Here is a 25,421-nt window from a genome sequence, read left to right on the forward strand (position 1 = left end):
GCCGCCCCTCACCGGGCGCGGCCGCGCCAACCGCGATCAGCGCGTGGCGGTGCGCGGCTTGCTGGAGGCGACGTGCTGCGGGCCGTCGAGCCCCAGCAATTCCTCCACCTTGGCGTCGATGCCGTAGAGGTCCGGGCGGCTGACGAAGCGGCCGGTCGGGTCCGTGAAGGCGGTGAAATAGACCAGATGGACCGGGATGTGGCGCTTCAGGTTGATGTAGCGCTCCTTGCCGCCGAACATGGCGCCGATCTTCTGCTCGGTCCAACCGTCATTGGGCATGCCCAGGGAGAACACCACCTCCCCGAACGACAGCGGGTCCTGCACGCGCACGCAGCCATGGCTGTAGGCGCGGCGCTCATTGGCGAACAGGCTGCGCGAGGACGTGTCGTGCAGATAGACCGAGTGCTGGTTCGGGAACATGAACTTGATGCGCCCGAGCGCGTTGCGCTCGCCCGGCGGCTGGCGGAAGGAATAGCCGCCGAGCCCGGCCGCCCAGTTCACCGAGCCGGGATCCACCGCGCGCCCGCCGCGCTCGATGGTGATGCCCTGGCGGGCGAGATAATAGGGATCGCGCTGGAGGTTCGGCAGCATCTCCTTGCGGGCGATGCTGGGCGGCACGTTCCAGGAGGGGTTCACCACCACATATTCCATGTCGTGGGTGAGCAGCGGGGTGGGCGTCTCCGGCTTGCCCACCACCACGCGCGTGTCATGGATGACCCGGCCGTTATCGACGATGCGGACCATGTATTCGGGGATGTTCACCATCACATGGGCCTGGCCGAGATCCCGCGGCAGCCAGCGCCAGCGCTCCATATTGGCGATGATCTGGGACGTGCGGTCGCGCGGGGCGGCGATGGCGTTGAGGGCGGCCAGCGTGCCGGCGCCCACCACGCCGTCCGCCTCCAGGCCGCCGGTCATCTGGAAGAGGCGCACCGCCTCCACCACCGGGGCGTCATAGATGCGGTCATTCTCGGCCTGGCTCGGCGCAAGGCCCAGGCGCTCGCGCAGCAGCGGCACGCGCACGTCCACCTCGCCGGGGCGGATGCGCATGCCGTCGGGAATGAAGGGCAGGCGCTTGGTGCCGGCCTTCGCCGGGGTCTGCGCTTCCGCCAGCTTCGCCTTCAGCGCCGCATAGCCCGCATGGGGCGGATTGTAGGCGGCGAGCGCGGCGCTGGCGTCGGACGCGGTGGCCAGCGCGTTCAGCACGCTCAGCTGGTCGGGGAAGCTGCGGGTGGGCGTCACGCCGGACGAGACCCGCGAGGGATCGAACCGTCCCGCCTGGGCGTGGCGGGCATAGACCAGCGCGCTGGCGGCGAGCCGCAGCTCCGCCTGGGCGAGCTGGTCGGGATCGGTGCCGGTGATCTTGGGCAGCTTGTAGTCGGAGGGTTCGAGCCCGTCCTCCCCGGCGGCCGAGAAGCGCGCGATGATCGCCTTGCCGCGCGCAGTCAGGCCCTTCTGGTCCACGAAGACGGGCGCATCGGCACGGGCGCCGTAGAAGGCGGCGATGGCCTCCTGGTCCTTGCCGGTGGTGGGCACCGCCAGCTGGCGCGCCAGCGCCTGGGAGATGCCCGCCAGCGGATCGGCGGGCGCGACGGGAGCGGCCGGCTCCGCCGCGCGCACCGGCGCGGGGGCGGGAGAAACAGGAGCAGCCGCAGAGGACGGCTCGGCCTTGGGCTGCGCGGGTTCCGCGAGCTTGGGCTCGGCGACCTTGGGCGCGGCATCGAGGCCCGTGGGCGCAGCCGGAGCGGCCGGCAGTTCCACGGTGACGGCGACGGGCGCCGCGGGCGCGGCATCTAGCCCGGTGGGCGATGCGGGCTCGGGCGGAAGCTCGGCGGTGACCGGAGCGGCAGGGGCCGCCTCGGAAGCGGCGGCGGCAGCGGGGGCAGTAGCCGGAGCGGCGGCTTCGACAGGCGCGGCCTGGGACGTGGGGGCGGCAGGCTCCGCCGAGCTATTGGAGACCCGCTCGCCGGATGCGCCCGGCTGGCCCGCCGTGTCGCCGGGGTGCGGGGCTTCGCCGGTCAGGTGGCGCGGGGCACTGTCACCCGCACGGGGCTGAGCGGAATCGGCCGTGCCCATACCGGCATATCCGGTCACCGGCTCCGTGTTCGGCTGCGCCACCGCCAGCACGGCGCTGGAGGCGAGGGCGGCCACGACATAAAGAGCCTTCTTGCCATTACCGGCCATATGGACACTCCCTCCGCGGCGCCCTGATTGCAGGGTCCACCGCCCGATTCCTCACCCACCCCTTCCGGCCGAGCTTGCACCGGCGGCGGGACGCTTCAACTCACAAGCGCAGGCGCGCACGCCTTTTTTCGCCGCAGTCACTCTGCGGCAACGGAAAGCTCAGCCACAGGTTCCCCGAAAGACAGGCCGAGTTCGCCGAGCCGGCGGTACAAAGTGGAACGGCCGATGCCCAGGCGCCGGGCCACCTCGCTCATGCGCCCGCCATAAAGGGAGACCGCCGCCGCGATCACGTCCCGCTCAAGCTGCGCCAGGGATCGGGCATGGCCGCTACGGTCGAGCAGAGGCAGGTTCGCCTCCGGCTCGGGGGCCAGTTCCGGCACAGCGGGAAAGGCGATGACATTGTCCGCGCGGGACGGCTCGACGCCCTCGCGGGCGATGCGCCCGAAGGCGAGGGCATTGGCGATGGAGACCTTCAGGCGCAGGGCGCCCGCGGGCTTCACCACGAAATCCCGCGCGCCGGCATTCAGCGCCGAATCGACGGCGTCCACGCCGGAATGGGTGACGGCCGCCACCACCGGCACGCACAGGCCGCGCGCCTGCATGGCGCGCAGCACGCCCATGCCGTCGAGCCCCGGCAGGACGAGGTCCAGCAGAACCGCGTCGAAGGGTTCGCCTTCCAGCCGCCGGAGGGCATCGTCGCCATCCACGGCCAAAACGCAGGAATGGCCGAGGCAGGCCAGGGCGGAGAGGAGACGGTCCGCTTCCAGCGGATCGTCTTCGACAACGAGAATACGCGCGCTCATGGGACTCCGCACTCGGCTGATTCCCCAAGCTTGTGCGGTGATGGTTAAGAGAGTCTGAGGAGGTCCGGCAAAAGCCTCGTTCCTCCCGCTTCTTAAAGAGTGATCGCCCCGCCCCGATGAGTTGGAGGCTGATTCACCCCTCGGGTTGATCACCCTGAGGGGATCAGGCTCTATGCGCGCGCCGCGGCTTCCGCAGCCAGCAGCCGCACCAGATCGGGGAAACGGCGCTCCAGATCGTCCCAGCGCAATTCGTTGGTCCGTCCGTTGCCGAGATCCACCTGCCGGATCAGCCCGGCCTCACGCAGCACGCGAAAATGATGGGTGCGCGTGGCCTTCGCCACCGGCAGATCGAATGTGCCGCACAGGCGCACGCAATTGCGCTCGGCCATGAGCGCCAGGACGATCCGCAGCCGCGTGGGATCGGCCAGAGCGGCAAAGAGAGTGCCGATCTCCAGCGTGTCCATCTCGGGGTGCGGCAGCTCTGCAGTCACGCCTTGTCTCTTAGGTACGATTTACATCGTACCTTTCCCTGACTATCACTTCCACCAGCGATAAAGGGAGAAGCAGCATGACGGCAAGCCGCGTGGTCGAGCTGGAGGGCTTCGGCGGCCCGGAGGTTCTGAAGGTGGTGACGCGGGACGTTCCGGCGCCCGGGCCCGGCAAGGCCCAGGTGCGCCAGACCGCCATCGGCTTCAACTTCATCGACATCTACCAGCGACAAGGGGTCTATCCCCTGCCCTTGCCCACCGGCCTCGGCTTCGAGGCGGCAGGTGTGGTGGAGGCGGTGGGCGCCAGCGTCGTGTCGCCCAAGGTGGGCGATCGCGTCGCCTATATGCATGCGGGCGTCGGCGCCTATGCGGAGCGCCGCAACGTGCCCGCCGACAAGCTCGTGACGCTGCCCGACGCCATCAGCGACGAGATGGCGGCAAGCCTCCTGTTCAAGGGCATGACCGCGCAATATCTCGTCCGCCGCACCCACCATGTGGTGCCGGGCGATGTGCTGCTGGTCCATTCGGCGGCGGGGGGCGTCGGGCAGATTCTCTCCCGCTGGGCCACCGCGCTCGGCGCGAAGGTCTATGGCACCACCGGCTCGCCGGAAAAGCGCGCGGCCGCTTTGGCGACGGGCTGCCGGGAGGTGCTGGACCTCAACGACCCGGCCTGGCCGGAAAACTTCGTCGCGGCGGCCGGGCAGAAGGCGCGGGTGGTCTATGACGCGGTGGGCAAGGACACGCTGCTACGCTCGCTGGATTGCGCCGCCCCGTTCGGCCTTGTGGTCTCCTATGGCGCGGCGTCCGGCAAGTCCCCCGCCATCGATCCCGAACTGTTGAACAAGAAGGGCTGCCTGTTCCTCACCCGCCCCTCTGTCTTCCCGCACAACGCCGACCCCGCCACCTTCCGCGCCAATGCGGCCGATCTCTTCGACGCGGTGGCGCGCGGGCATGTGAGCGTGGATATCGGCGCGCGCTTTGCGCTGGACGACATCGCGGAGGTTCACCGCGCGGCGGAGGAGCGGCGCGTCACCGGCACCCTCCTGATTATCCCCTGATGGTCCCGAGGGAGGGCGGCCCGCTCTCGGCGCGCCTTCCCTCCGGCCCTGCGGCACTCTAGATAAGGAGCCATACGGTTCGTACCGCTCCCGTCGGAGGTCCCATGCCCGTTTCCATGACGTTTGCAGCTGATCTTGCCACCGCGCCCGCCAAGGCCGACCTGCTGCCCGAATGGAATCTCGCGGACCTCTATCCCGCGATGGATTCGCCCGCCCTCGCCGCCGACCTCGAAAAGGCGGACGCGCTCTGCAAGTCCTTCGAGGACACCTATAAGGGCAAGCTCGCCGAGCTTCTGGCCGCCCCCGATGCGGGCGAGACGCTGGGCGTGGCCGTGCGGGCCTATGAGGAGATCGACGACCTGCTGGGGCGCATCGCTTCCTATGGCAGCCTCGTTTATGCGGGCGACACGTCCGATCCGGTCCGCGCCAAATTCTATGGCGACATCCAGGAGCGCCTCACCGACGTCTCCACCCATCTCCTGTTCTTCACGCTGGAGCTGAACCGGCTGGACGATGCGGCGCTGGAAGCCGCCTTGGCGGCGCCCGCGCTCGGCCATTACCGCCCCTGGGTGGAAGACCTGCGCAGGGACAAGCCCTATCAGTTGGACGACAAGATCGAGCAGCTGTTCCACGAGAAGTCGAACCCCTCGCGCGGGGCCTGGAGCCGCCTGTTCGACGAGACCATGTCGAGCCTGCGCTTCCCCGTGAACGGGCAGGAACTGGCCATCGAGCCCACCCTGAACCTCATGCAGGACCCCAAGGAAGAGGTCCGCAAGGCGGCGGGGCAGGCGCTGGCGGAGGTGTTCGGCAAGAATATCCGCCTGTTCACCCTCATCACCAACACGCTGGCGAAGGACAAGGAAATCTCCGACCGCTGGCGCGGCTTCACGGACGTGGCCGCCTCGCGCCATCTGGCGAACCGGGTGGAGCCGGAAGTGGTGGACGCCATGGTGAGCGCCATCCGCGCCTCCTTCCCGCGCCTGTCCCACCGCTATTACGCGCTGAAAGCCCGCTGGTTCGGCAAGGACGCGCTGGAATTCTGGGACCGCAACGCCCCGCTGCCCAAGGTGGAAAGCCGCGACATCGGCTGGGGCGAGGCGCGCGACACGGTGCTCGGCGCCTACGGCACCTTCTCGCCCCGCATGGCGGACATCGCCCGCACCTTCTTCGACAAGAACTGGATCGACGCGCCGGTGCGCCCCGGCAAGTCGCCCGGCGCCTTCGCGCACCCCACCGTGCCCTCCGCGCACCCTTATGTGCTGCTGAACTACCAGGGCAAGCCGCGCGACGTGATGACGCTGGCCCATGAACTGGGCCACGGCGTGCACCAGGTGCTGGCCGGCCGCCAGGGCGCGCTCATGGCGCCGACCCCGCTCACGCTGGCGGAAACCGCCTCCGTGTTCGGCGAAATGCTCACCTTCCGCCGCCTGCTGGCCAAGGCCGAGACGCCCCAGGCCCGCAAGATCATGCTCGCCCAGAAGGTGGAGGACATGATCAACACGGTGGTGCGCCAGACCGCCTTCTATTCCTTCGAGCGCCTCGTCCACACCGAGCGGCGCAAGGGCGAACTGACCGCCGACCAGGTGAACGGCCTGTGGATGCAGGTGCAGACCGAGAGCCTGGGACCGGCCATCCATCTCAGCGCGGGCTATGAGACCTTCTGGGCCTATATCCCCCACTTCATCCACTCGCCCTTCTATGTCTACGCCTATGCCTTCGGCGACTGCCTCGTGAACTCGCTCTATGCGGTCTACCAGAAGGCGTCGGACGGGTTCGCGGAGCGCTATCTGGACATGCTGGCGGCGGGCGGCACCAAGCACCATGCGGAGCTTCTGGCCCCCTTCGGCCTCGACGCCCGCGACCCGGCCTTCTGGCAGACCGGCCTCACGCTCATCGACAGCATGATCACCGAACTGGAGCAGATGGAAGCGGCGTGACCGCCTGAGAGACGCGATAGCCAGGGGATGGGGCGGCGCGTTCCGCCTCATCCGATCCCATGCGGGTGTCATTCGCCCGCGTGTATGCCATAGTCCGTCTCCGGGAAGGGACCCGCGGGAGCGAACATGGCGCGCATCGTCGATCCATTCATCAAGGTCTCCTCGCCGCGCATCTTTCTCGTCCGGATGATCGTCTTTCTGGGGCTGTGCATCGCGCTCACCTCGGTGCTCTATCGACAGATCGCGGACGCCTTCCTGCACAATCCCGGCCTCAACGGCGTGATCTTCGGCGTGCTGGCCATTGGCATCGTGCTGGCGCTGCGGCAGGTGGCGCGGCTGTTTCCCGAGGTGGAATGGGTGAACTCCTTCCGCCTGTCCGATCCGGGCCTCGCCGTATCGCGGGCGCCCACCTTGCTGGCGCCCATGGCGGCGCTGCTGGGCGACCGGACCGGGCGCATGTCCATTTCCCAGACGACCATGCGGTCCATCCTGGATTCCATCGGCACGCGCCTGGACGAGGCGCGCGACACGGCGCGCTATCTCACGGGCCTGCTGGTCTTCCTCGGCCTGCTCGGCACCTTCTGGGGCCTTCTGGAGACCGTCTCCTCCATCGGCAACGTCATCGGCGCGCTGGAGATCCGGCCGGATTCCGGCTCGGTGTTCGAGGAGATCAAGAGGGGCCTCGCCGCGCCGCTGGGCGGCATGGGCATCTCGTTCTCGTCCTCGCTGTTCGGCCTTGCCGGCTCGCTGGTGCTGGGCTTCCTCGACCTGCAGGCGGGGCAGGCGCAGAACCGCTTCTATACGGACCTGGAGGACTGGCTCTCCACCACCGTGCGCGATATCGGCGAGACCTACACCGCCCATCCCGTCCCGCCGCAGATGCGCTATGCGGAGCCGGTGGCCGCGGTGGAAGCCGCTCCCGCCCCCCTCGCCTTGCCCCCGCCGCCCCCGCTGGAGACCGGCCCCCTGGTGGAGGCCATCAACCGGCTGGACAAGACCATGGCGGAGGCGGGCACCCAGCGCGTCACCAGCGCCATGGCGCATCTGGCCGAAAGCCTCCAGGGCCTCGTCACGCATATGCGCTCCGAGCAGGCGCTCTTGAAGCAGATGGTGGAGGTTCAGGCCGCCCAGCAGGAAGAGCTGCGCCGCATCGTGGACCGGCTCGACCGCAGCATTGACGGGCTGGAGGCGGAGACCGGCGCCCCCGACCCGCGCGGGAGCTGACCCATGGCCCTGGGACGGCGCGGGCGCGAACGCACCATCGACTATTGGCCCGGCTTCGTCGATGCGCTCTCCACGCTGCTGCTGGTCTTCATCTTCCTGCTGTCGGTCTTCATGATCACGCAGTTCTTCCTCACGCAGGAAATGACCGGCAAGGACAATGTGCTCCAGCGTCTCCAGGCGCAGATCCGCCAATTGACCGAGCTGCTCTCCCTAGAACGCGCCTCCAGCCAGAATGCGGAAGGGGAGGTGAGCGCGCTGCGCGCCTCGCTCGCGGCCCTGGAGGTGGAGCGCGACCGGCTGCGCGGGCAGGCGGGCGCCGCAGCGCCCGCAGCGCCGGATCCGTCCCGCGAACAGGGATTGTCGCGCGAACTGGACATGCAGAAGGACGCGGCCGCCCGCGCCATCGCCCAGATCGAGATCCTGAACCAGCAGATCCTCGCCTTGCGGCGCCAGATGGCCGCGCTGGAGGAGGCGCTCAACGTCTCGGAAAAGCGCGACCAGGAGAGCCAGTCCAAGATCGCCGATCTCGGGCGGCGGTTGAATGTGGCGCTGGCTCAGCGGGTTCAGGAACTGAGCCGCTTCCGCTCCGAATTCTTCGGCCGCCTGCGCGATATCCTGGGCAACCGGCCGGACATCCGCATCGTCGGCGACCGCTTCGTGTTCCAGTCGGAACTCTTCTTCGACCGGGGCTTGGCCACCCCCCGCCCCGAGGCCCTGGCCGCTTTGGACCAGCTCGCCAGCGCCATATTGGAGCTGGAGAAGCAGATTCCGCCGGACATTTCCTGGGCCATCCGGGTGGACGGGCACACGGATTCGCGCCCCATCTCCACGCCGCAATTCCCCTCCAACTGGGAATTATCAGCCGCGCGCGCCATCGCCGTGGTGCAATATCTCATCAGCAAGGGCGTCCAGCCCCAGCACCTCATCGCCGCCGGCTTCGGCGAATACCAGCCCATGGATACGGGCACCTCGGAAGACGCCCTCTCCCGCAACCGGCGCATCGAGCTGAAGCTGACCGAGCGCTGAGGCGCCGATCCCGAGCCAGAGGGGGAGCCCTGCTCCCCCTTTATTCCGCCGCCTGCGCCTCCACCGGAGCCGTGGGCGGGTTGCGGAAGCGGGCGAGGAGGTCCGCCTCCTCCGCCTTGGCCGCCGTCAGGTGGCGCTCCTTCACCGGGCCATAGCCGCGGATCTTCTCCGGGATGGAGGCGAGCGCGACACCATAGGCGTGGTTCCTGAGGGTCAGCGCGCCGATTATCTCATTCACCAGCGCCACATAATCCGTGATCAGCCCCCGCTCCGTGCGCCGCTCGGCGGTATAGCCGAACACGTCCAGCGGGGTGCCGCGCAGCGCCTTGAACTTCGCAAGGGCGGTGAACAGCTTCATCATGCGCGGCCCGAAGCGGCGCTTCTTCGGCTCCGCCCCGTCCTTGCCGCGCGCCAGAAACGGCGGGGCGAGGTGGAACTCGAAGGAGAGATCGCCCTCGAAGGCGGCGTCCACCTGCTTCAGGAATTCGCCGTCCGAGAACAGCCGCGCCACCTCATACTCATCCTTATAGGCCATGAGCTTGTAGAGATTGCGCGCCACCGCCTCGGTAAGGCCGGTGCGGCCGGGGGCCTTCTCGGCCTCGGCGGCGCGCACCTTCTCCACGAGCACCGCATAGCGCCGGGCATAGCGGGCGCTCTGATAGGCGGTGAGGGAGGCGATGCGGCGGGCGATCATCTCCTCCAGGCCCTCCGACAGGCGCCGAGCATCGGTGGCCGCTGTGGCGGGGCCGATCAGGGCTTCCACGCGGGCCGGATCATGGGCGGCGCGGCGGCCCCAGAGGAAGGCGGCCTGGTTCATGGCGACCGCCTCGCCGTTCAGCTCGATGGCCTTCAGGATGGCCTCGGCGGAGAGCGGCAGGGCGCCGAACTGGTAGGCATAGCCCACCATGAAGATGTTCTGCGCCAGCGAATTGCCGAACAAAGCCGTGGCAAGGCGGCTCGCCTCGATGAGATGGGCGTTCGAGGCGCCCACCGCCTCGATGACGGCGCGCTTCAGCCGCGCGGCGGGCAGGGAATAGTCCGCGTTGCGGGTGAAATCGCCCGGCGCCACTTCGTGGGTGTTCACCACGAACACGCTCTTGCCGGGCTTCACGGCGGTGAGCACCTTCTTGGTGCCCGCCACCACGAGGTCGCCGCCCAGGATCAGGTCCGCCCCGCGCGCGGGAATGCGGATGGCCGTGATGTCCTCGGGGGTCTGGGCGATGCGGATGTGCGAATAGACCGCCCCGCCCTTCTGGGCGAGCCCGGCCATGTCGATCATGCCGCAGGCCTTGCCCTCCAGATGGGCCGCCATGCCGAGGATGGCGCCGATGGTGACCACGCCCGTGCCGCCCACCCCGGTGGCGATGATGCCGTACGTGCCCTCGATGCCGGGCAGAGCGGGCTCGGGGATATGGCCCCAGTCATCGGCCCCCTTGGCCGCGCCGGCGCTCTTCCTCGGCTTCGCCCCATGCACGGTGACGAAGGACGGACAGAAGCCGTTCACACAGGAAAAATCCTTGTTGCAGGAGGACTGGTCGATCTCCCGCTTGCGGCCCCACTCGGTCTCCAGCGGCTGGACGGACACGCAATTGGACTTCACGCCGCAATCGCCGCAGCCCTCGCACACCCGCTCATTGATGATGACGCGCTGGTCCGGGTCCGGGAAGGCGCCGCGCTTGCGGCGGCGGCGCTTCTCGGAGGCGCAGGTCTGGTCATAGATGAGCGCGGTGACGCGGGGGACCGTGGCAAGCTCCCGCTGCACGGCGTCGAGATCGTCCCGGTGATGGATGGTGAGGCCGGGGGGCCAGAGGGTGTCCGCGGCATATTTGCCGGGCTCGTCGGTGACCACCACCACCCGCTCCACGCCCTCGGCCGCCACCTGACGGGCGATGACGGGGACGGTGAGGGTGCCGTCATGGCGCTGGCCGCCGGTCATGGCCACCGCGTCATTGAACAGGATCTTGTAGGTGACGTTCACCTTGGCCGCGACGGACGCGCGCAGCGCGAGATAGCCGGAATGGTTGTAGGTGCCGTCGCCCAGATTCTGGAAGACATGGCCGCGCTTGGAGAACGGCGCCTCGCCGATCCAGTTGGCGCCCTCGCCGCCCATCTGGGTGAAGCCCACGGTCTGCCGATCCATCCACTGGACCATGTAATGGCAGCCGATGCCCGCATAGGCGCGCATGCCCTCGGGCACCTTGGTGGAGGTGTTGTGGGGGCAGCCGGAGCAGAAATAGGGAATGCGGGTGGCCACGTCCCCGGTGGCGGCCAGCACGCGCTGGGCTTCCTCCAGCCGCGCCACGCGCTCGGCGATGTCCGGCTGGTCGCCATAAGCGAGCAGGCGCTTGCCCAGCGCGATGGCGATGTCGTTGGGGTCCAGCGCGCCCTTCACGGGGAACAGCCAGCGGCCCTCTTCGTCCTTCTTGCCGATGCAGACCGGCTGGTTGGCGGTGCCGTACAGCTCCTCGCGCACCTGCACCTCGATGAGGGAGCGCTTCTCCTCCACCACCATGATCAGGTCGAGGCCCTCGGCGAACGCCTTCAGTCCCTGCGTGTCCAGCGGCCAGGGGCACGCCACCTTCCACAGGCGGATGCCCAGGTCATTGGCGCGCACCTCGTCGATGCCCAGTTCGTCCAAGGCAAGGCGCACGTCCAGATAGCTCTTGCCCACGGTGGCGATGCCGATGCGCGGGCGGGTGCCGCCGGAGGTGATGATGCGGTTCAGCCGGTTGGCCCGCAGATAGGCCAGGATGGCGTCGCGCTTATATTCCTGGAGCCGTTCCTCCTGGGCGAGCGGCGTGTCGCCGAGGCGGATGTTCAGCCCGTCCGGGGGCATGGTGAAATCATCCGGCAGGACGATGGACACCCGGTCCAGCCGTCCATCGATGATGCCGGTGGATTCGATGGTGTCCTTCACCGCCTTCAGGCCCACCCAGGCGCCCGAAAAGCGCGAGAGGGCCCAGGCATGGAGGCCGTAATCGATGATCTCCTGCACCCCGGCGGGGTTCAGCACGGGGATCATCACATCGACGAAATGGAACTCGCTCTGGTGGGCGGTGGTGGAGCTTTCGCAGGTATGGTCGTCGCCCATGAGGGCGATGACGCCGCCATGTTTCGAAGTGCCCGCATTGTTGGCGTGGCGGAACACGTCGCCGGAGCGGTCCACGCCCGGCCCCTTGCCGTACCAGAGGCCGAACACGCCGTCGAACCGGCCCTCGCCCCGCAGTTCCGCCTGCTGGGAACCCCACAAAGCGGTGGCGGCGAGATCCTCGTTGAGGCCGCTCTGGAACAGGACGTCGTTGGCCTTCAGCGTCGTTTCGGCCCGCAGGAATTGCTGGTCGAGCCCACCCAGCGGCGAGCCGCGATAGCCCGTCACATAGCCCGCCGTGTTGAGGCCGGCGCGACGGTCGCGCTCCTTCTGCATCAAGGCGAGGCGGACAAGGGCCTGCGTGCCCGACACGAAGACCTGCTCGGTGCCGAGGTCGTATTTGTCGTCGAGGGAGACCGGTTTCAGTCCCATGGACGCCTCCCGGATTGCGCTTTGCGCTTACATCAATTCCAGACAGCCTGACATGACCGGAGGCACCCGGCAATTTCGTTGTTTCGAAGGTTTCTGAAAGGAAATTGCCGGCAAAGGAGGCATGACGAATTTTGGTGCAACGCACCCGAAATCCTTCCGCGATGCACGCGCCCTAACCCGGCAGAAGACGCTCGCTGGCCATGTAGCCGGTGAGCAAGGCGAGGCCGAAGCCCAGCACCAGAAGGGCGGCCAGGAATTCCAGGCCGAGCACCAGCAGCGTCCCGCGACCGGAGGCCGCCGCCGCCAGCCGCACCGCCAGCCTCTTGCCGTAGACCGCCAGGATGGCGATGGCCGAGACGGTGAGCGCCGTGCCCCCCGCCATGGCGAAGGTGGACGCCACGCCGCTCCACAAGACGCCCTGGGACAAGGCGAAGGTGAGCACCAGGATGGCGCCCGAGCAGGGCCGCGCACCGGCCGAGACCACCGCCACCGTCGCCCGGCGCCAGCCGCCCGGCCCGTCCAGCAGATGCGGGTTGGGGGCGTGCTTGTCGATGCAGCCGCAATCCGGCCCGTGCACATGGCCGCCGGGCACCGGCCATCCCATGAGCACCGCGAGGAAACTGCGCGCCTTCCGGAAGGCCAGCCACGCGCCGAACAAAGCGATTGTGCCGTAGGCGGCCAGTTCCACCATGTTCATGGCATCCGCCATGGTGCGGGCCGTGGCGCCCAGAACCAGAGCCAGGAGCCCCACGAACAGGATCGCCGCCAGCGCCTGGACGAGAGCTGAGGCGAAGGCGAGGCCGATGCCGCGCTTCAGCGTGCCCCCGTCCGCCAGCAGGTAGGAGGAGATGACCGCCTTGCCGTGGCCCGGCCCCGCCGCATGGAACACCCCATAGGCGAAGGAGAGCCCGGCCAGCAGCGGCAGCGCCGCCCCGTCCGTCTTGGCGGCGCGCACCGCCTGGATGAGGGCGCGGTAGAATTCGCTCTGCTTGGCGAGGATGAAGCCCACGAAGCCGCCGCTGGCCGCGCCGGGCGCCCCCATGCCGAAGGGCGTGGTCTTGGCGCCCGCCTGCCCCGCCATCTGGGCCAGCGCGCCATCCGCGCAGGCGACGGCGACCAGCAGGCCCAGCGCAAGGCCGACCCAGGCGCCGCGCCTCAAGGACACTTCACCTGGATACGGTCGGCGAACTGGGCGCCGTAGGAGGACGAGGAGGTGAGGCTGGAGAAGAAGTCCTCCGTGAGCGTCCCCGCTTCCGGTCCCTTGGCGGCGAGCACCTGGAAGCTGCACGCGCCCGGCGTGCCCCCGAGGCTCACCGGCTCCTTCTCGGCGAAGGAGAAGGAGACGAACATGGTGGGGTCGAAGATCTCGAAGGTCATCAGCCCCTTGGCGGGAACCGGCTTTTCGAGCGGCAGCACGAAATGCAGGGTCAGCGCGTCATTCTCGAAGGTCAGCGAATAGTCGGTGGGATCCTTGAATTTCACCTGCGACTTCGCGGTCTTGGCGCGCACGAAATAATCGTACTCCTTCAGGGAGGTGACGTTCACCTCCGCGAGCGGCTTCAGCACGGAGTCGGGATAGGAGCCGTCCTTGTTGCGCTCCAGGCCTTGCAGGGCGAAGGCGGTGAAGGCGTCGTCGAAGGTCCAGTCCTGCTTCAGGCCGGTCACCATGCCGTCCGGGCCGTAAAGCACCTGCGTCTTCATGGTGACCCACACATGGGGATGGGCCATGGCCACCCCGGCGGCGGCGCCCCAGGCGAGAAATGCGAGCAGCAGGCGGGCAGCGAATCGTGACGCCATGGATTTCACCGTTGAACGCTCCCGGACATGCCGCGCCAGTCCGGCGGAACCAAGGCGGCCCCGCCGGAAGCCACGCTCAATGGCCCGCCACGCCGTCGCGGATGGAGCGGAAGCGGGGATAATAATCCGGGAAGCCGGCGCTCTTCACCACGCCCAGCATGCGGATATAGGCGGTCTGGCCGAAGCGGATCCACTGCACCACCTTCACGTCACCGCCGGTGGCGATGTCCTTGCCGTTGGCCAGGATCTCGAAGCCCGGCTGGCCGCCGATGCGCAGCGGCTCCGCCCGCTCGATGCGCACGTCCTTCACGCCCGGAACCGAGGAGAAGGCCCGCAGGGCGAATTGCTGGCGCTCGTCCTCGCGCGGGGCGCCCGGGCCGACGCCCACCACGAACACCGCCTGCTCGGCGCCCTCGATCATGTCCTTCGGGCCGTCCGTGAGGATGGCGGCGGTGTTGCCCACCACCTTCACCAGCCGGAAGCCCGCCCGGTTCTCCAGCTTGAAGGGCAGGTTGCCCGCCTGCTCGTCCGGCGAGGGCGGCTGGCGGAAGGTGAGCGTCTCCAGCGTCTTGCGCACCGCCTCGTCGGACATGGGGGCGCTGCCGTCCGAAGGCTCCTGCACGGTCACGAGCGCGGTGGCGGTGGGCGCGCCCGCCACCAGGATCCACTTGCGCGCCACCACGGTGCCCGCATGCTGGCGGCCGGTGACAAGCGTGTTCTTCACATCGCCCAGCGGCAGGCTGGTGCGCTCCTCCACCAGGATGCCCTTGGTGGCCAGCGCCGCGTCGGTGAAGCCCGCCACCACCTGGTCATAGGCCTGGGGCGGCATTTCCACGATGAGGATGGCGGAGCCCTTGGCCGCATCCGCGAAGCCGGAGAAGGCGGTGCTCTCGGTCATGCCGTCGGGCGGAACCAGCCCCACGGACGCGCCGCGCGGGAAGACGGCGTCGTCGGCGGCCCGGGCTAGGCCCGTTGACAGCAGCACGGCGGCAAGAACGAGCGCGAGGCGCATGAACATCTCCTGGATCGTATGGAACCGCTCTTGCGGGGCATTGGGGCGGAAGCGTGACGTAACGTCCGTTCTCACGGGGGCGTCACCCGTCGCAGCGTAAGATTGAAGCGTCCCGGCTCTGAAAGCAGGGTGGATGTGCCCGGCAGGATGCGGTCCACGCCGTGAAAGGCGAGGCGGCTTTCCCCCGAAAGGAGGAGCGCATCGCCCGAGGCGAGGCGGATGGAGCGGGTGGGCGCGCGCCGCTCCGTCCCGCCATAGCGGAACAGGGCGGTGTCGCCCAAAGAGAGCGAGAGAACGGGCGCCGTGAAATCCTGCTCGTCCCGGTCCTGGTGGAGCCCCATATGGGCGTCGGGGGCATACCAGTTGATCAGCCCCGCTTCGGGCAATGCCTCCTGTCCGGACAAGGCGCGCCAGGCGGCAGCGAGGCTGGCCGGCAAAGGCGGCCAGGGCGCGCGGGTCTCCGGGTGGAAGCCCTGGTAGCGATAGCCGGCCGCGTCGGAGACCCAGCCCAAAGGCCCGAAATTGCTCATGCGCACGGAAAAGGGCTGGCCGGTGCGCGGCATGCGGGGCGTGAACAAAGGCGCGAGCGCCAATGCGGCCTCAATTTCGGCCAGCAGCGCCTCCTGGGCCGCCCGGTCCAGATAGCCGGGCCACCAGATGAGACCGGGAGCCAGCTCCACCCTCTGCATGCCTGTCTCCGCGCCGGATTCGCCCGTGCCCAGCATGTCCGAAATGCCCGGCGCGGCAAATGGGAACGCAAGCGGGGGCGCTGGCGTTTTTTTGCCGGATGGGACGGGGACGGAGACCAGACAATGACGGTTATCAGAACCGGCGCCCTCGGCGCCATCGCCCTCACCCTCGCCGCCACCGTGGCGGCCGCCCAGACCACCTCCGTGATCGTGGCCAAGCCTTCCGGCTATGTGCTGGTCAATCCCGAGCAGGAAGTGCTGGTGCAACGCTATGTGGTGGGCCAGCCCACCACCACCACCGTGACGCTGCCCTCCGGCTACGCGCCCACCGTGGGCTCCGTGGTTCCGGGCACGGTGGAGCTGAACACCTTCGGCACCGCCGCCGACTATGGCGGCTTCGATGCCCCGTCCTACCGCTATGTGGTGACGCCCGATTATGGAACGGTGCTGGTGGAGCCCGGCTCGCGGCGGGTGATCCAGATCATCCGGTAATCTTCACTCCAGGTGCTGACGGCACCCGGCACGACACCGGCAGGGGCGAGGCCAAGCCTCCCCCCAAGCCTCTCCCTCAGTCTTCCGCGATATCCCCACTGGACACGAACCGCACACCCGCGTTCGCCATGTCCGCGCGGGCGGCGGCCAGGGAGCCGCCCACATCGATGGCCCGGCAAGCATCATCAATCACATGGGTCGCGAAACCGTGCCCGGCGGCGTCCACCGCCGACCAGGCGACGCAGAAATCCGTGGCCAGCCCCAGCAGATAGACCGTGCCGATGCCCCGGTCCCGCAGGAAGCCGGTAAGGCCCGTGGGCGTCACCCGGTCCGCTTCATAGAAGGTGGAATAGCTGTCGAGCCCCGCATGGATGCCCTTGCGCACGATCAACTGGGCGTGCGGCACATGGAGTCCCGGCGCGAAATCGGCGCCCGCGCTCCCCTGCACGCAATGGTCCGGCCAGAGCACCTGCGGCCCGTAGGCCAGCTCGATCCTGTCGAACGGCGCACGGCCCGCATGGGAGGAGGCGAAGGAGACATGGCCGGGCGGATGCCAGTCCTGGGAGAGGATGACGTTGCGGAAGGATGCCGCGAGACGGTTGGCCAGGGGCACGATGGCGTGCCCGTCCGGCACGGCGAGGCGCCCGCCGGGGAGGAAGTCCGCTTGCAGATCGACGATCACGAGAGCCGTGCCGGGATCCGCCCCCACACGCGGGGAGAAAGGCCGGGAGAAGGGCACCGCCAAGACCTCGCGAAGGTTTGAAAAACAGGCGCGGGAGCATCCTGCACGCCTTGCGGCGGCAAAGCACCCCCCCTATATCCGCCACGAACGTCGCGTTGAGCGGCGTACCCCAATTCAAAGGGGGCCGGCAGATCACCGCGGGAGGGGCTCGCGGGGTCTTTTCACGGGCGCTGATGAGGCCCGGTCGGCCTGCCGACAAGGAGAAGTACATGGCCAAGATTATCGGCATCGACCTCGGCACCACCAATTCGTGCGTCGCCGTCATGGAAGGCACCTCCCCCAAGGTGGTGGAGAATGCCGAGGGCGCGCGCACCACGCCCTCCATCGTCGCCTTCACGGAAGACGGCGAGCGCCTGGTGGGCCAGCCCGCCAAGCGGCAGGGCGTCACCAATCCCGAGCGCACCTTCTTCGCGGTGAAGCGGCTCATCGGCCGCCGGTTCGATGATCCCACCGTCGAGAAGGACAAGAAGCTCGTCCCCTACAAGATCGTGCGCGGCGACAATGGCGATGCGTGGGTCGAGTCGGACGGCAAGAAATATTCGCCCTCGCAGATCTCCGCCTTCATCCTGCAGAAGATGAAGGAGACCGCCGAGGCGTTCCTGGGCGAGAAGGTGGAAAAGGCGGTCATCACCGTCCCCGCTTACTTCAACGACGCCCAGCGCCAGGCCACCAAGGACGCGGGCAAGATCGCCGGCCTTGAAGTGCTGCGCATCATCAACGAGCCCACGGCGGCCGCGCTCGCCTACGGCCTCGACAAGAAGTCGGCCGGCACCATCGCGGTCTATGACCTCGGCGGCGGCACCTTCGACGTGTCCGTGCTGGAGATCGGCGACGGCGTGTTCGAGGTGAAGTCCACGAACGGCGACACGTTCCTGGGCGGCGAAGACTTCGACATGCGGCTCGTCACCTATCTGGCCGACGAGTTCAAGAAGGAGCAGGGCATCGACCTGCGCAACGACAAGCTTGCCCTTCAGCGCCTCAAGGAGGCCGCCGAAAAGGCGAAGATCGAGCTGTCGTCCGCGACCCAGACCGAGATCAACCTGCCCTTCATCACCGCCGACGCCTCCGGGCCGAAGCACCTGACCATGAAGCTCACCCGCGCCAAGTTCGAGGCGCTGGTGGATGACCTCATCCAGCGCACCATGGAGCCCTGCCGGCTCGCGCTGAAGGATGCGGGCCTGTCCGCCGGCCAGATCGACGAAGTGGTGCTGGTGGGTGGCATGACCCGCATGCCCAAGGTCCAGGAGATGGTGAAGCAGTTCTTCGGCAAGGAGCCCCACAAGGGCGTCAACCCGGACGAAGTGGTCGCCATCGGCGCCGCCATCCAGGCGGGCGTGCTTCAGGGCGACGTGAAGGACGTGCTGCTGCTGGACGTGACCCCGCTTTCCCTGGGCATCGAGACCCTGGGCGGCGTGTTCACCCGCCTCATCGACCGCAACACCACCATCCCCACCAAGAAGAGCCAGGTGTTCTCCACGGCGGAAGATGGACAGAATGCGGTGACCATCCGCGTCTTCCAGGGTGAGCGCGAGATGGCGGCGGACAACAAGATCCTCGGCCAGTTCGACCTCCTGGGGATCCCGCCCGCGCCGCGCGGCGTGCCGCAGATCGAGGTGACCTTCGACATCGACGCCAACGGCATCGTCCAGGTGTCGGCGAAGGACAAGGGCACCGGCAAGGAACACCAGATCCGCATCCAGGCGTCCGGCGGCCTCAACGACACCGACATCGAGAAGATGGTCAAGGACGCCGAGGCCCACGCCGCCGACGACAAGAAGCGCCGCGCTCTGGCGGAAGCCAAGAACCACGGTGAAGCGCTTGTCCACTCCACCGAGAAGGCCCTTGCCGAGCATGGCGACAAGGTCGGCGCGGCGGAGAAGGGGGCCATCGAGGCGGCCCTCAACGAGTTGAAGTCCACCCTGGAGAGCGGCGATGCCGAAGTCATCCAGGCCAAGACCCAGGCTCTCGCCCAGGCGTCCCTGAAGCTCGGCGAGGCCATGTATGCGGCCCAGCAGGGCGGCGGCGAGGCCGGCGCGGAGCAGAAGGCCGACGACGTGGTGGATGCCGAGTTCACCGAGGTGGACGACGACAAGAAGAAGTCGGCCTGATCCCGGCTCTGAGTTGAGACGACACCATGATCCCCGGGTAATCCCCGGGGATCATGCGCATTGGGACCATGACAATCGGGCCGGCGTCCCTTGGGCGCCCCCCGCATTCCGGCCGCCGGACCGCCGCGGCCCTACGGGTGAGCGATGAGCAAGCGGGACTATTACGAGGTTCTGGAATGTGACCGCGGTGCCGACGAGACGGTGCTGAAGGCGTCGTACCGCAAGCTCGCCATGAAATGGCACCCGGACCGCAACCAGGGCAATGGCGAGGCGGAGATCCGCTTCAAGGAAGTCAGCGAAGCCTATGAGGTCCTGAAGGATCCCCAGAAGCGCGCGGCCTATGATCGCTTCGGCCATGCGGCGTTCGAGAACGGCATGGGCGGCGCGGGCGGCCCCGGCTTCGGCGCCGATTTCGCCTCCACCTTCGCGGACATTTTCGACGATCTGTTCGGCGGCCAGATGGGCGGGCGCGGCGGCCGGGGCGGCGCCACCCAGGGCGGGCGCGGGCGCGGCTCGGACCTGCGCTACAACATGGAAATCACCCTGGAGGAGGCCTTTGCGGGCAAGGCGGCCGAGATCCGCATCCCCACCTCCATCGTGTGCGAAAGCTGCTCGGGCACCGGCGCCAAGCCGGGCACCCAGCCCAAGGTCTGCCGCACCTGCGGCGGGGCGGGCAAGATCCGCCATGCCCAGGGCTTCTTCACCCTGGAGCGCACCTGCCCGGCCTGCCAGGGGCGCGGCTCCATGATCGAGGACCCCTGCACCGCCTGCGCGGGCGCGGGCCGCGTCACCCGCGAGCGCACCCTGCAGGTGCAGGTGCCGGCGGGCGTGGAGGACGGCACCCGCATCCGGCTCGGGGGCGAGGGCGAGGCGGGCGTGCGGGGGGGACCGGCGGGCGACCTCTACATCTTCCTGTCCATCGAGCCCCATCCCCTGTTCCAGCGGGAAGGCGCGGACCTCTATTGCCGCGCGCCCATCTCCATGGTGACGGCGGCGCTGGGCGGCATGGTGGACGTGCCCACCATCGACGGCGACCAGACCAAGGTGCGCATTCCCGAGGGCACCCAGTCCGGCAAGCGCCTGCGCCTTGCGGGCAAGGGTATGCCGGTGCTGCGCACCCGCAATTCCGGCGACATGTATGTGCAGGTGGTGGTGGAGACGCCGCAGAACCTCACCAAGCGCCAGCGAGAGCTTCTCACCGAGTTCGAGAAGGAATGCTCCTCGGAGACCCACCCGGAATCCGACGGCTTCTTCGCCAAGGTGAAAGACTTCTTCCAGGGTGCCTCGGGCAACGAGACCTAGGCCGGATCGACATTGGGTAAATCCGCGCCTGACCGTAAGGCCGTCATGGCCGGGCTCGTCCCGGCCATCCACGGGGCTCCGCTGGGTGCTCGCTCGACGGATCGCCGTGTATACCCGGGGCAAGCCCGGGCATAACGGATGGAAAGCGTTGATTGGGCTCGCTTTCTGAAGGTCGATCAGCCCTCTTCATCCGATCCATGCGGATGCCCCGGACCCCACAAATGCAAAAGCCCCCCGCATGTGGCGGAGGGCTGGAACGGCGGAAACGACTGCGCGGCGGAAAGAGGCAGCGCCGAAGCGCCGCCCGGCGGGTCAGCCGTTATTGATCTCGTGACCCTCGGCCTTCGCCTCACGGGCCACCTTGGGACCGCCACGGGAGACACCGACCATGGCGGGGCGCAGAACGCGATCGCCGATCACATAACCGGACTGGACCACCTGGAGCACCGTGCCCGCGGGGACGCTCTCGTCCGGAATCTCGAACATGGCCTGATGCAGGTTCGGATCGAAGCGCTCACCCTTCGGCTCGATGCGGCGGATGCCGTGCTTTTCCAGCGCCTTGTGCAGGCCGCGCTCGGTCAGTTCCAGGCCGTCCAGCAGCGACTTGAAGCCGCCCTCGGCCTGTTCCCTGGCTTCCGGCTCCACCGCGCCCAGGGCGCGGGCCAGATCATCGGCCACGTTCAGCACGTCGCGCGCGAACGAAGCGATGCCATAGGTCTTGGCGTCGGTCACTTCCTTCTCGGCCCGGCGGCGCACATTCTCCGCCTCGGCGAAGGCGCGCAGGAACTTGTCCTTCATGGACGCGGCTTCCGCCTCCAGGCGCTCACGCTCGGCCTGGAAGGCCTCGGCCATGTCCACTTCCCGCTTCTCGGCGCTGTCCGGGGCCTGCTCCGGATGGATGCCTTCCGGGCTGCCAGCCTTGTCGTTCATGCCATCATCCTCATTGGTCCAGTCGCGCGCCCCGCTCTGCGATCGGGCGCGTCATGATTTCGCCCCGGATATCGGGGTGCGAGGGGCAAAAATCAAGCCGCATCGGCACCTGGGGCGCCCAGAACCCGGCTCACCACCCGCGCGGTGAAGTCCACCATGGGTACGATACGGCCGTAATTGAGCCGCGTCGGGCCGATCACCCCCAGCACGCCCACCACCCGTCCCTGCCCGTCGCGATAGGGGGCGACGATGGTGGAGGAGCCCGAAAGCGAGAACAGGCGATTCTCGGAGCCGATGAAGATGCGCATGCTCTGCGCCTCTTCCGCCCGGCCCAGAAGGTCCACCACCTCCTGCTTGGTCTCCAGGTCGTCGAACAGCAGGCGGATGCGCTCCAGATCCTCCAGCGCCCGCAAATCCTCCAGGAGCTTGGCCTGGCCGCGCACGATGAGGCGGCGCTCCGCCTGGTCGCCGCCGGACCAGGAGGCGAGCCCCGCTTCCACCACGCGGGCGGTGAGCGCGTCCAGCTCGCGGCGCACCTCGGTGAGCAGGGTCTCGGCGGCGGCCCGCGCCTCGGCGAGGGTCCGGCCCCGGATATGGGCGTTGAGGAAATTGCCCGCCTCCACCAGAGCGGACGCCGGAAGGCCGGTGGGCAGCGGCAGGACGCGATTCTCCACCTGCCCGTCCTCGGACACGAGGATCACCAAGGCGCGGCGCGCATCCAGCGGCACGAATTCCACATGCTTGAGGCGCGGATCGGTCTTCAGCGCCGTCACCACGCCCGCGCCGCGCGACAGGCCCGAGAGCAGCGCGGACGCCTCCTGCAGCACGCCGTCCACCGTATAGCCCTTGGCGGCGGCAACCACCTGGGTCTCGATGGAGGTGCGGTCGCGCTCGGAGACATCGCCAATCTCCAGCAGCGCATCCACGAAGAAGCGCAGCCCCTGCTCGGTGGGCAGGCGCCCGGCGCTGGTGTGGGGGGCATAGATGAGGCCCGCCGCCTCCAGGTCCGCCATCACGTTCCGCACCGAGGCGGGCGACAGCGTCATGGGGATAAGTCGCGAGATGTTGCGCGAGCCCACCGGCTCGCCGGTGGCCAGATAGCTCTCCACGATCTGCCGGAAAATCTCGCGCGAGCGCTCATCAATCTGGGCGAGGGCGGCGGACGAGGGGAAGATCAGCGGATTGAGGGGCACGGGCGTCGTTCCGGCAGGCACGCATTCCGAAGGGCACGTTCCACATGGTACGTTCGGCGCGGGCGCCGGCGCTGCGGTGCGCCCGACACCCTTATATTAGGGGAGATGGCGCTATCCGAAAGATGGCGCGTGCACATGGCAGACCACGAAGCTGCGTGAACATTCCGTGACGGTGTGCGGACACGCCCCTTGCCCCTGCGCCTCCCCGCTCCTAAAACGGCGCCGGCTTTACAACGGATTGGACCAGACGAATGCGCCCCAGCCGCCGCGCGAGCGACGAAATGCGTGCCGTTTCCTTTGAACGGGGCGTGCTGCGCCATGCCGAGGGTTCTTGCCTCGTCAAGTTCGGCGATACCCACGTTCTCGTGGCCGCCACCCTCGAAGAGCGCCTGCCCCCGTGGCTGAAGGGCCAGGGCCGGGGTTGGGTGACGGCGGAATATTCCATGCTGCCGCGCGCCACGCTGGAGCGCACCCGCCGCGAAGCGACGCAAGGCAAGCAGTCCGGCCGCACCCAGGAAATCCAGCGCCTCATCGGCCGCTCCCTGCGCTCGGTTACGGATCTCGTGGGCCTGGGCGAACGCCAGATCACGCTCGACTGCGACGTGATCCAGGCGGACGGCGGCACCCGCACCGCCGCCATCACCGGCGCCTGGGTGGCGCTGCACGACTGCCTCTCCTGGATGCGCGCGCGCTCCATGGTGAAGGAAATCCCGCTGCGCGACCATGTGGCCGCCATCTCCTGCGGCATCCATAACGGCAAGCCGGTGCTCGACCTCGACTATGCCGAGGACAGCAATGCGGAGACCGACGCCAATTTCGTCATGACCGGCACGGGCGGCATCGTGGAGATCCAGGGCACGGCGGAAAAGACCCCCTTCACCCAGGACGAGCTGCTCAGCCTGCTCTCCCTGGCGCGGGGCGGCGTGGAACAGCTGGTGGCGCTGCAGAAGCAGGCCATCGCTTGATGGAGCATCGCCGCCTCACCGGCCGGGTCGTCATCGCCACCCATAATCCCGGCAAGCTGAAGGAGATGCAGGACCTGCTTGCTCCTTACGGCATCGAGGCGGTGTCGGCAGGCGAACTCGGCCTGCCGGAGCCGGAGGAGACCGGCACCACCTTCTCCGCCAATGCGCTGATCAAGGCGCAGGCGGCGGCGAATGCCGCGCAGATGCCCGCCTTCGCGGACGATAGCGGCCTGTGCGTGGATGCGCTGGGCGGCCAGCCCGGCATCTATTCCGCGCGCTGGGGCGGTCCGGAGAAGGACTTCCAGATGGCCATGGAGAATGTCCAGGCCCTTCTGATCACCGTGGATGCGCTCTCCGCGGAGAAGCGCAAGGCGAAGTTCGTGAGCGTGCTCTGCCTCGCCTGGCCGGACGGCCATGTGGAGGAGTTCGAGGGCACGGTAGCTGGAACCCTGGTTTGGCCGCCGCGCGGCACCAAGGGCTTCGGCTACGATCCCATGTTCGTGCCCGAGGGCTTCACCCGCTCGTTCGGCGAGATGTCGGCGGAAGAAAAGCACGCCATGCCCCCGCTGGGGCGCGGCCTCTCCCACCGCGCGCGGGCGTTCCGCCTGCTTTCGGCCGCCTGCCTGGAAGCGCAGGGCCAAAAGGCTCACGGCCAGGCGGCGGAAGGCCAGGAGGCTTGACCATCGGCCTTCATCCGGCGCCCGGCCCCCTCCCCGCCCCTCTCCTGCAAGGGAGAGAGGATTGGGAGGGCCAAAAGGCTGCGACCGTGCGCCCGGACACCCCCTCGCTCCGGCCGGCGCAGACCGAAGGCGGGTTCGGGGTCTATGTGCATTGGCCCTTCTGCCTCGCCAAATGCCCCTATTGCGACTTCAACAGCCATGTGCGGCACGAGGCCCCGGACCAGGCGCGCTTCGTCGCCGCCTTCCGGCGCGAGATCGCCCATATGCGCGACCTCCACGGGCCTGCGGAGGCGCAGACCGTGTTCTTCGGGGGCGGCACCCCCTCTTTGATGGAGCCCGCGACGGTGGCCGCCATCCTGGAGGCCATCAACACCGCATGGCCGATCGCGGCGGATGCGGAAATCACGCTCGAAGCCAACCCCACCAGCGTTGAGGCGGAGCGCTTTCGCGGCTACCGCACGGCGGGCGTCAACCGCCTCTCCCTGGGCGTCCAGGCCCTGGAGGAGCGGGACCTGAAATCGCTCGGGCGCACGCATTCGGTGGCGGAAGCGCTGGCGGCGGTGTCCATCGCCCGGGCCACCTTCGGCCGCGTCTCGTTCGACCTCATCTATGCCCGCCCGCGCCAGACGCCGGAAAGCTGGGCGCGGGAACTCGCCCGCGCGCTGGACGAGGGCTGCGATCATTATTCGCTCTACCAGCTCACCATCGAGCCCGGCACCGCCTATGAGCGGCTCTATTCGGCGGGCAAGCTGATCATTCCCGACGACGACCATGCCCGCGCCTTGTGGGACGTGACGCAGGAGGTGATGGGCGCGGCCGGGCTGCCGGCCTATGAGATCTCCAACCATGCGCGGCCCGGCGCGGAAGCGCGCCACAACCTCGTCTATTGGCGCTACGGCACCTATGCGGGTGTCGGACCCGGCGCCCATGGCCGCCTCACGGCGGGCGCGGAGCGCCGCGCCACCTTCACGGAGCGCCAGCCGGAGCGCTGGCTCCAGGCGGTGGAGGCCGAGGGACACGGCATGGTCTCACAGGAGATGCTGGACACGTTCACCCAGGGGGACGAACTGCTGCTCATGGGGCTGCGCCTCGCGGAGGGCATCGACCTTCCCCGCCATGCCCGCCTCGCGGGCCGCCCCATCGATCCCGCCCGCATCGCCGCCCTTGCGGACGAGGGGCTGGTGGAACGCTCCGGCGACCGGCTGCGAGTGCTGCCGGAGGGTTTCCCCGTGCTGAATGCGGTGATCGCCGAACTGGCGCGCTGAAGCACG

21 protein-coding genes are annotated in these 25,421 nt (G+C 68.5%); 10 read left to right on the forward strand and 11 right to left on the reverse strand.

What is annotated here, in order from left to right; all coding sequences use genetic code 11:
* Window positions 1-36: 36 nt before the first annotated feature.
* From EJJ38_RS15535 to EJJ38_RS15545, 3 genes are all read right to left on the reverse strand, one after another.
* Window positions 37-2,184, reverse strand: a complete 2,148-nt coding sequence (locus EJJ38_RS15535; RefSeq protein WP_127091022.1) for a L,D-transpeptidase family protein — start codon at window positions 2,182-2,184, stop codon at window positions 37-39.
* 137 nt (window positions 2,185-2,321) lie between these two features.
* On the reverse strand, window positions 2,322-2,987 hold the full coding sequence (locus EJJ38_RS15540) for a response regulator (protein WP_127091023.1): 666 nt from the start codon (window positions 2,985-2,987) through the stop codon (window positions 2,322-2,324).
* A gap of 170 nt (window positions 2,988-3,157) precedes the next feature.
* Window positions 3,158-3,478, reverse strand: a complete 321-nt coding sequence (locus tag EJJ38_RS15545) for an ArsR/SmtB family transcription factor (RefSeq protein WP_245454270.1) — start codon at window positions 3,476-3,478, stop codon at window positions 3,158-3,160.
* Between the two features lie 77 nt (window positions 3,479-3,555).
* Here EJJ38_RS15545 and EJJ38_RS15550 point away from each other — a divergent pair, with 77 nt between their 5' ends.
* From EJJ38_RS15550 to EJJ38_RS15565, 4 genes are all read left to right on the forward strand, one after another.
* Window positions 3,556-4,533 (forward strand): quinone oxidoreductase family protein, encoded by a 978-nt coding sequence (locus tag EJJ38_RS15550; protein WP_127091024.1) that lies wholly within the window; start codon window positions 3,556-3,558, stop codon window positions 4,531-4,533.
* Window positions 4,534-4,637: 104 nt separating this feature from the next.
* Window positions 4,638-6,470: a M3 family oligoendopeptidase gene (locus tag EJJ38_RS15555; protein ID WP_127091025.1), complete on the forward strand. Its 1,833-nt coding sequence runs from the start codon at window positions 4,638-4,640 to the stop codon at window positions 6,468-6,470.
* A 126-nt stretch (window positions 6,471-6,596) separates the two neighbouring features.
* Window positions 6,597-7,694 (forward strand): flagellar motor protein MotA, encoded by a 1,098-nt coding sequence (locus EJJ38_RS15560; RefSeq protein WP_127091026.1) that lies wholly within the window; start codon window positions 6,597-6,599, stop codon window positions 7,692-7,694.
* Between the two features lie 3 nt (window positions 7,695-7,697).
* Window positions 7,698-8,720 carry a peptidoglycan -binding protein gene (locus EJJ38_RS15565; protein ID WP_127091027.1) on the forward strand — a complete coding sequence of 341 codons (1,023 nt, stop codon included), beginning with the start codon at window positions 7,698-7,700 and terminating at the stop codon, window positions 8,718-8,720.
* 40 nt (window positions 8,721-8,760) lie between these two features.
* Here the strand turns inward: EJJ38_RS15565 and EJJ38_RS15570 are convergent, their stop codons facing one another.
* From EJJ38_RS15570 to EJJ38_RS15590, 5 genes are all read right to left on the reverse strand, one after another.
* Window positions 8,761-12,240, reverse strand: a complete 3,480-nt coding sequence (locus EJJ38_RS15570; protein ID WP_127091028.1) for an indolepyruvate ferredoxin oxidoreductase family protein — start codon at window positions 12,238-12,240, stop codon at window positions 8,761-8,763.
* A gap of 172 nt (window positions 12,241-12,412) precedes the next feature.
* A complete protein-coding gene (locus tag EJJ38_RS15575; protein WP_245454271.1) occupies window positions 12,413-13,405 on the reverse strand; it encodes a nickel/cobalt transporter in 993 nt (330 codons plus the stop codon).
* Window positions 13,396-14,037 carry a DUF1007 family protein gene (locus EJJ38_RS15580; protein ID WP_127091029.1) on the reverse strand — a complete coding sequence of 214 codons (642 nt, stop codon included), beginning with the start codon at window positions 14,035-14,037 and terminating at the stop codon, window positions 13,396-13,398. Before EJJ38_RS15580 ends, EJJ38_RS15575 begins: the two co-directional genes overlap by 10 nt.
* A 76-nt stretch (window positions 14,038-14,113) precedes the next feature.
* Entirely contained in the window at window positions 14,114-15,049 is a 936-nt protein-coding gene (locus tag EJJ38_RS15585; RefSeq protein ID WP_127091030.1) for a hypothetical protein, read from the reverse strand.
* 71 nt (window positions 15,050-15,120) lie between these two features.
* A complete protein-coding gene (locus EJJ38_RS15590) occupies window positions 15,121-15,738 on the reverse strand; it encodes an alpha-ketoglutarate-dependent dioxygenase AlkB (RefSeq protein ID WP_127091031.1) in 618 nt (205 codons plus the stop codon).
* Between the two features lie 123 nt (window positions 15,739-15,861).
* On the opposite strand from EJJ38_RS15590, the gene EJJ38_RS15595 reads away from it, so the two are divergent.
* Complete coding sequence (locus EJJ38_RS15595; RefSeq protein WP_127091032.1) at window positions 15,862-16,230, forward strand: DUF1236 domain-containing protein; 369 nt, start codon at window positions 15,862-15,864, stop codon at window positions 16,228-16,230.
* 76 nt (window positions 16,231-16,306) lie between these two features.
* Here the strand turns inward: EJJ38_RS15595 and pncA are convergent, their stop codons facing one another.
* Complete coding sequence (gene pncA, locus EJJ38_RS15600) at window positions 16,307-16,969, reverse strand: bifunctional nicotinamidase/pyrazinamidase (RefSeq protein ID WP_245454272.1); 663 nt, start codon at window positions 16,967-16,969, stop codon at window positions 16,307-16,309.
* A 212-nt stretch (window positions 16,970-17,181) separates the two neighbouring features.
* On the opposite strand from pncA, the gene dnaK reads away from it, so the two are divergent.
* Both dnaK and dnaJ read left to right on the forward strand, forming a co-directional pair.
* Window positions 17,182-19,080, forward strand: a complete 1,899-nt coding sequence (dnaK, locus tag EJJ38_RS15605) for a molecular chaperone DnaK (protein WP_127091033.1) — start codon at window positions 17,182-17,184, stop codon at window positions 19,078-19,080.
* Window positions 19,081-19,224: 144 nt separating this feature from the next.
* Window positions 19,225-20,382: a molecular chaperone DnaJ gene (gene dnaJ / locus EJJ38_RS15610; protein WP_127091034.1), complete on the forward strand. Its 1,158-nt coding sequence runs from the start codon at window positions 19,225-19,227 to the stop codon at window positions 20,380-20,382.
* A gap of 312 nt (window positions 20,383-20,694) precedes the next feature.
* Here dnaJ and grpE read toward each other — a convergent pair whose 3' ends face one another.
* Together grpE and hrcA are read right to left on the reverse strand one after the other, a co-directional pair.
* Complete coding sequence (gene grpE / locus EJJ38_RS15615) at window positions 20,695-21,312, reverse strand: nucleotide exchange factor GrpE (RefSeq protein WP_127091035.1); 618 nt, start codon at window positions 21,310-21,312, stop codon at window positions 20,695-20,697.
* Between the two features lie 92 nt (window positions 21,313-21,404).
* Window positions 21,405-22,505, reverse strand: coding sequence for a heat-inducible transcriptional repressor HrcA (gene hrcA, locus EJJ38_RS15620; RefSeq protein WP_127091036.1), 1,101 nt, complete (start codon window positions 22,503-22,505; stop codon window positions 21,405-21,407).
* Window positions 22,506-22,756: 251 nt separating this feature from the next.
* On the opposite strand from hrcA, the gene rph reads away from it, so the two are divergent.
* From rph to hemW, 3 genes are all read left to right on the forward strand, one after another.
* Window positions 22,757-23,470: a ribonuclease PH gene (gene rph / locus EJJ38_RS15625; protein WP_127091037.1), complete on the forward strand. Its 714-nt coding sequence runs from the start codon at window positions 22,757-22,759 to the stop codon at window positions 23,468-23,470.
* Entirely contained in the window at window positions 23,470-24,150 is a 681-nt protein-coding gene (gene rdgB / locus EJJ38_RS15630; RefSeq protein WP_127091038.1) for an RdgB/HAM1 family non-canonical purine NTP pyrophosphatase, read from the forward strand. Before rph ends, rdgB begins: the two co-directional genes overlap by 1 nt.
* An 86-nt stretch (window positions 24,151-24,236) precedes the next feature.
* A complete protein-coding gene (hemW, locus tag EJJ38_RS15635) occupies window positions 24,237-25,415 on the forward strand; it encodes a radical SAM family heme chaperone HemW (protein WP_127091039.1) in 1,179 nt (392 codons plus the stop codon).
* The last annotated feature ends 6 nt before the right edge of the window (window positions 25,416-25,421 follow it).

The organism is Aquabacter cavernae, assembly GCF_003993795.1.
Classification (GTDB): Bacteria; Pseudomonadota; Alphaproteobacteria; order Rhizobiales; family Xanthobacteraceae; genus Aquabacter; species Aquabacter cavernae.

Coding starts and splice junctions, on each gene's coding strand:
- EJJ38_RS15535 (WP_127091022.1), bottom strand. CDS start 2,184: ATGGCCGGTAATGGCAAGAAGGCTCTTTATGTCGTGGCCGCCCTCGCC.
- EJJ38_RS15540 (WP_127091023.1), bottom strand. CDS start 2,987: ATGAGCGCGCGTATTCTCGTTGTCGAAGACGATCCGCTGGAAGCGGAC.
- EJJ38_RS15550 (WP_127091024.1), top strand. CDS start 3,556: ATGACGGCAAGCCGCGTGGTCGAGCTGGAGGGCTTCGGCGGCCCGGAG.
- EJJ38_RS15555 (WP_127091025.1), top strand. CDS start 4,638: ATGCCCGTTTCCATGACGTTTGCAGCTGATCTTGCCACCGCGCCCGCC.
- EJJ38_RS15560 (WP_127091026.1), top strand. CDS start 6,597: ATGGCGCGCATCGTCGATCCATTCATCAAGGTCTCCTCGCCGCGCATC.
- EJJ38_RS15565 (WP_127091027.1), top strand. CDS start 7,698: ATGGCCCTGGGACGGCGCGGGCGCGAACGCACCATCGACTATTGGCCC.
- EJJ38_RS15570 (WP_127091028.1), bottom strand. CDS start 12,240: ATGGGACTGAAACCGGTCTCCCTCGACGACAAATACGACCTCGGCACC.
- EJJ38_RS15580 (WP_127091029.1), bottom strand. CDS start 14,037: ATGGCGTCACGATTCGCTGCCCGCCTGCTGCTCGCATTTCTCGCCTGG.
- EJJ38_RS15585 (WP_127091030.1), bottom strand. CDS start 15,049: ATGCGCCTCGCGCTCGTTCTTGCCGCCGTGCTGCTGTCAACGGGCCTA.
- EJJ38_RS15590 (WP_127091031.1), bottom strand. CDS start 15,738: ATGCAGAGGGTGGAGCTGGCTCCCGGTCTCATCTGGTGGCCCGGCTAT.
- EJJ38_RS15595 (WP_127091032.1), top strand. CDS start 15,862: ATGACGGTTATCAGAACCGGCGCCCTCGGCGCCATCGCCCTCACCCTC.
- dnaK (WP_127091033.1), top strand. CDS start 17,182: ATGGCCAAGATTATCGGCATCGACCTCGGCACCACCAATTCGTGCGTC.
- dnaJ (WP_127091034.1), top strand. CDS start 19,225: ATGAGCAAGCGGGACTATTACGAGGTTCTGGAATGTGACCGCGGTGCC.
- grpE (WP_127091035.1), bottom strand. CDS start 21,312: ATGAACGACAAGGCTGGCAGCCCGGAAGGCATCCATCCGGAGCAGGCC.
- rph (WP_127091037.1), top strand. CDS start 22,757: ATGCGCCCCAGCCGCCGCGCGAGCGACGAAATGCGTGCCGTTTCCTTT.
- rdgB (WP_127091038.1), top strand. CDS start 23,470: ATGGAGCATCGCCGCCTCACCGGCCGGGTCGTCATCGCCACCCATAAT.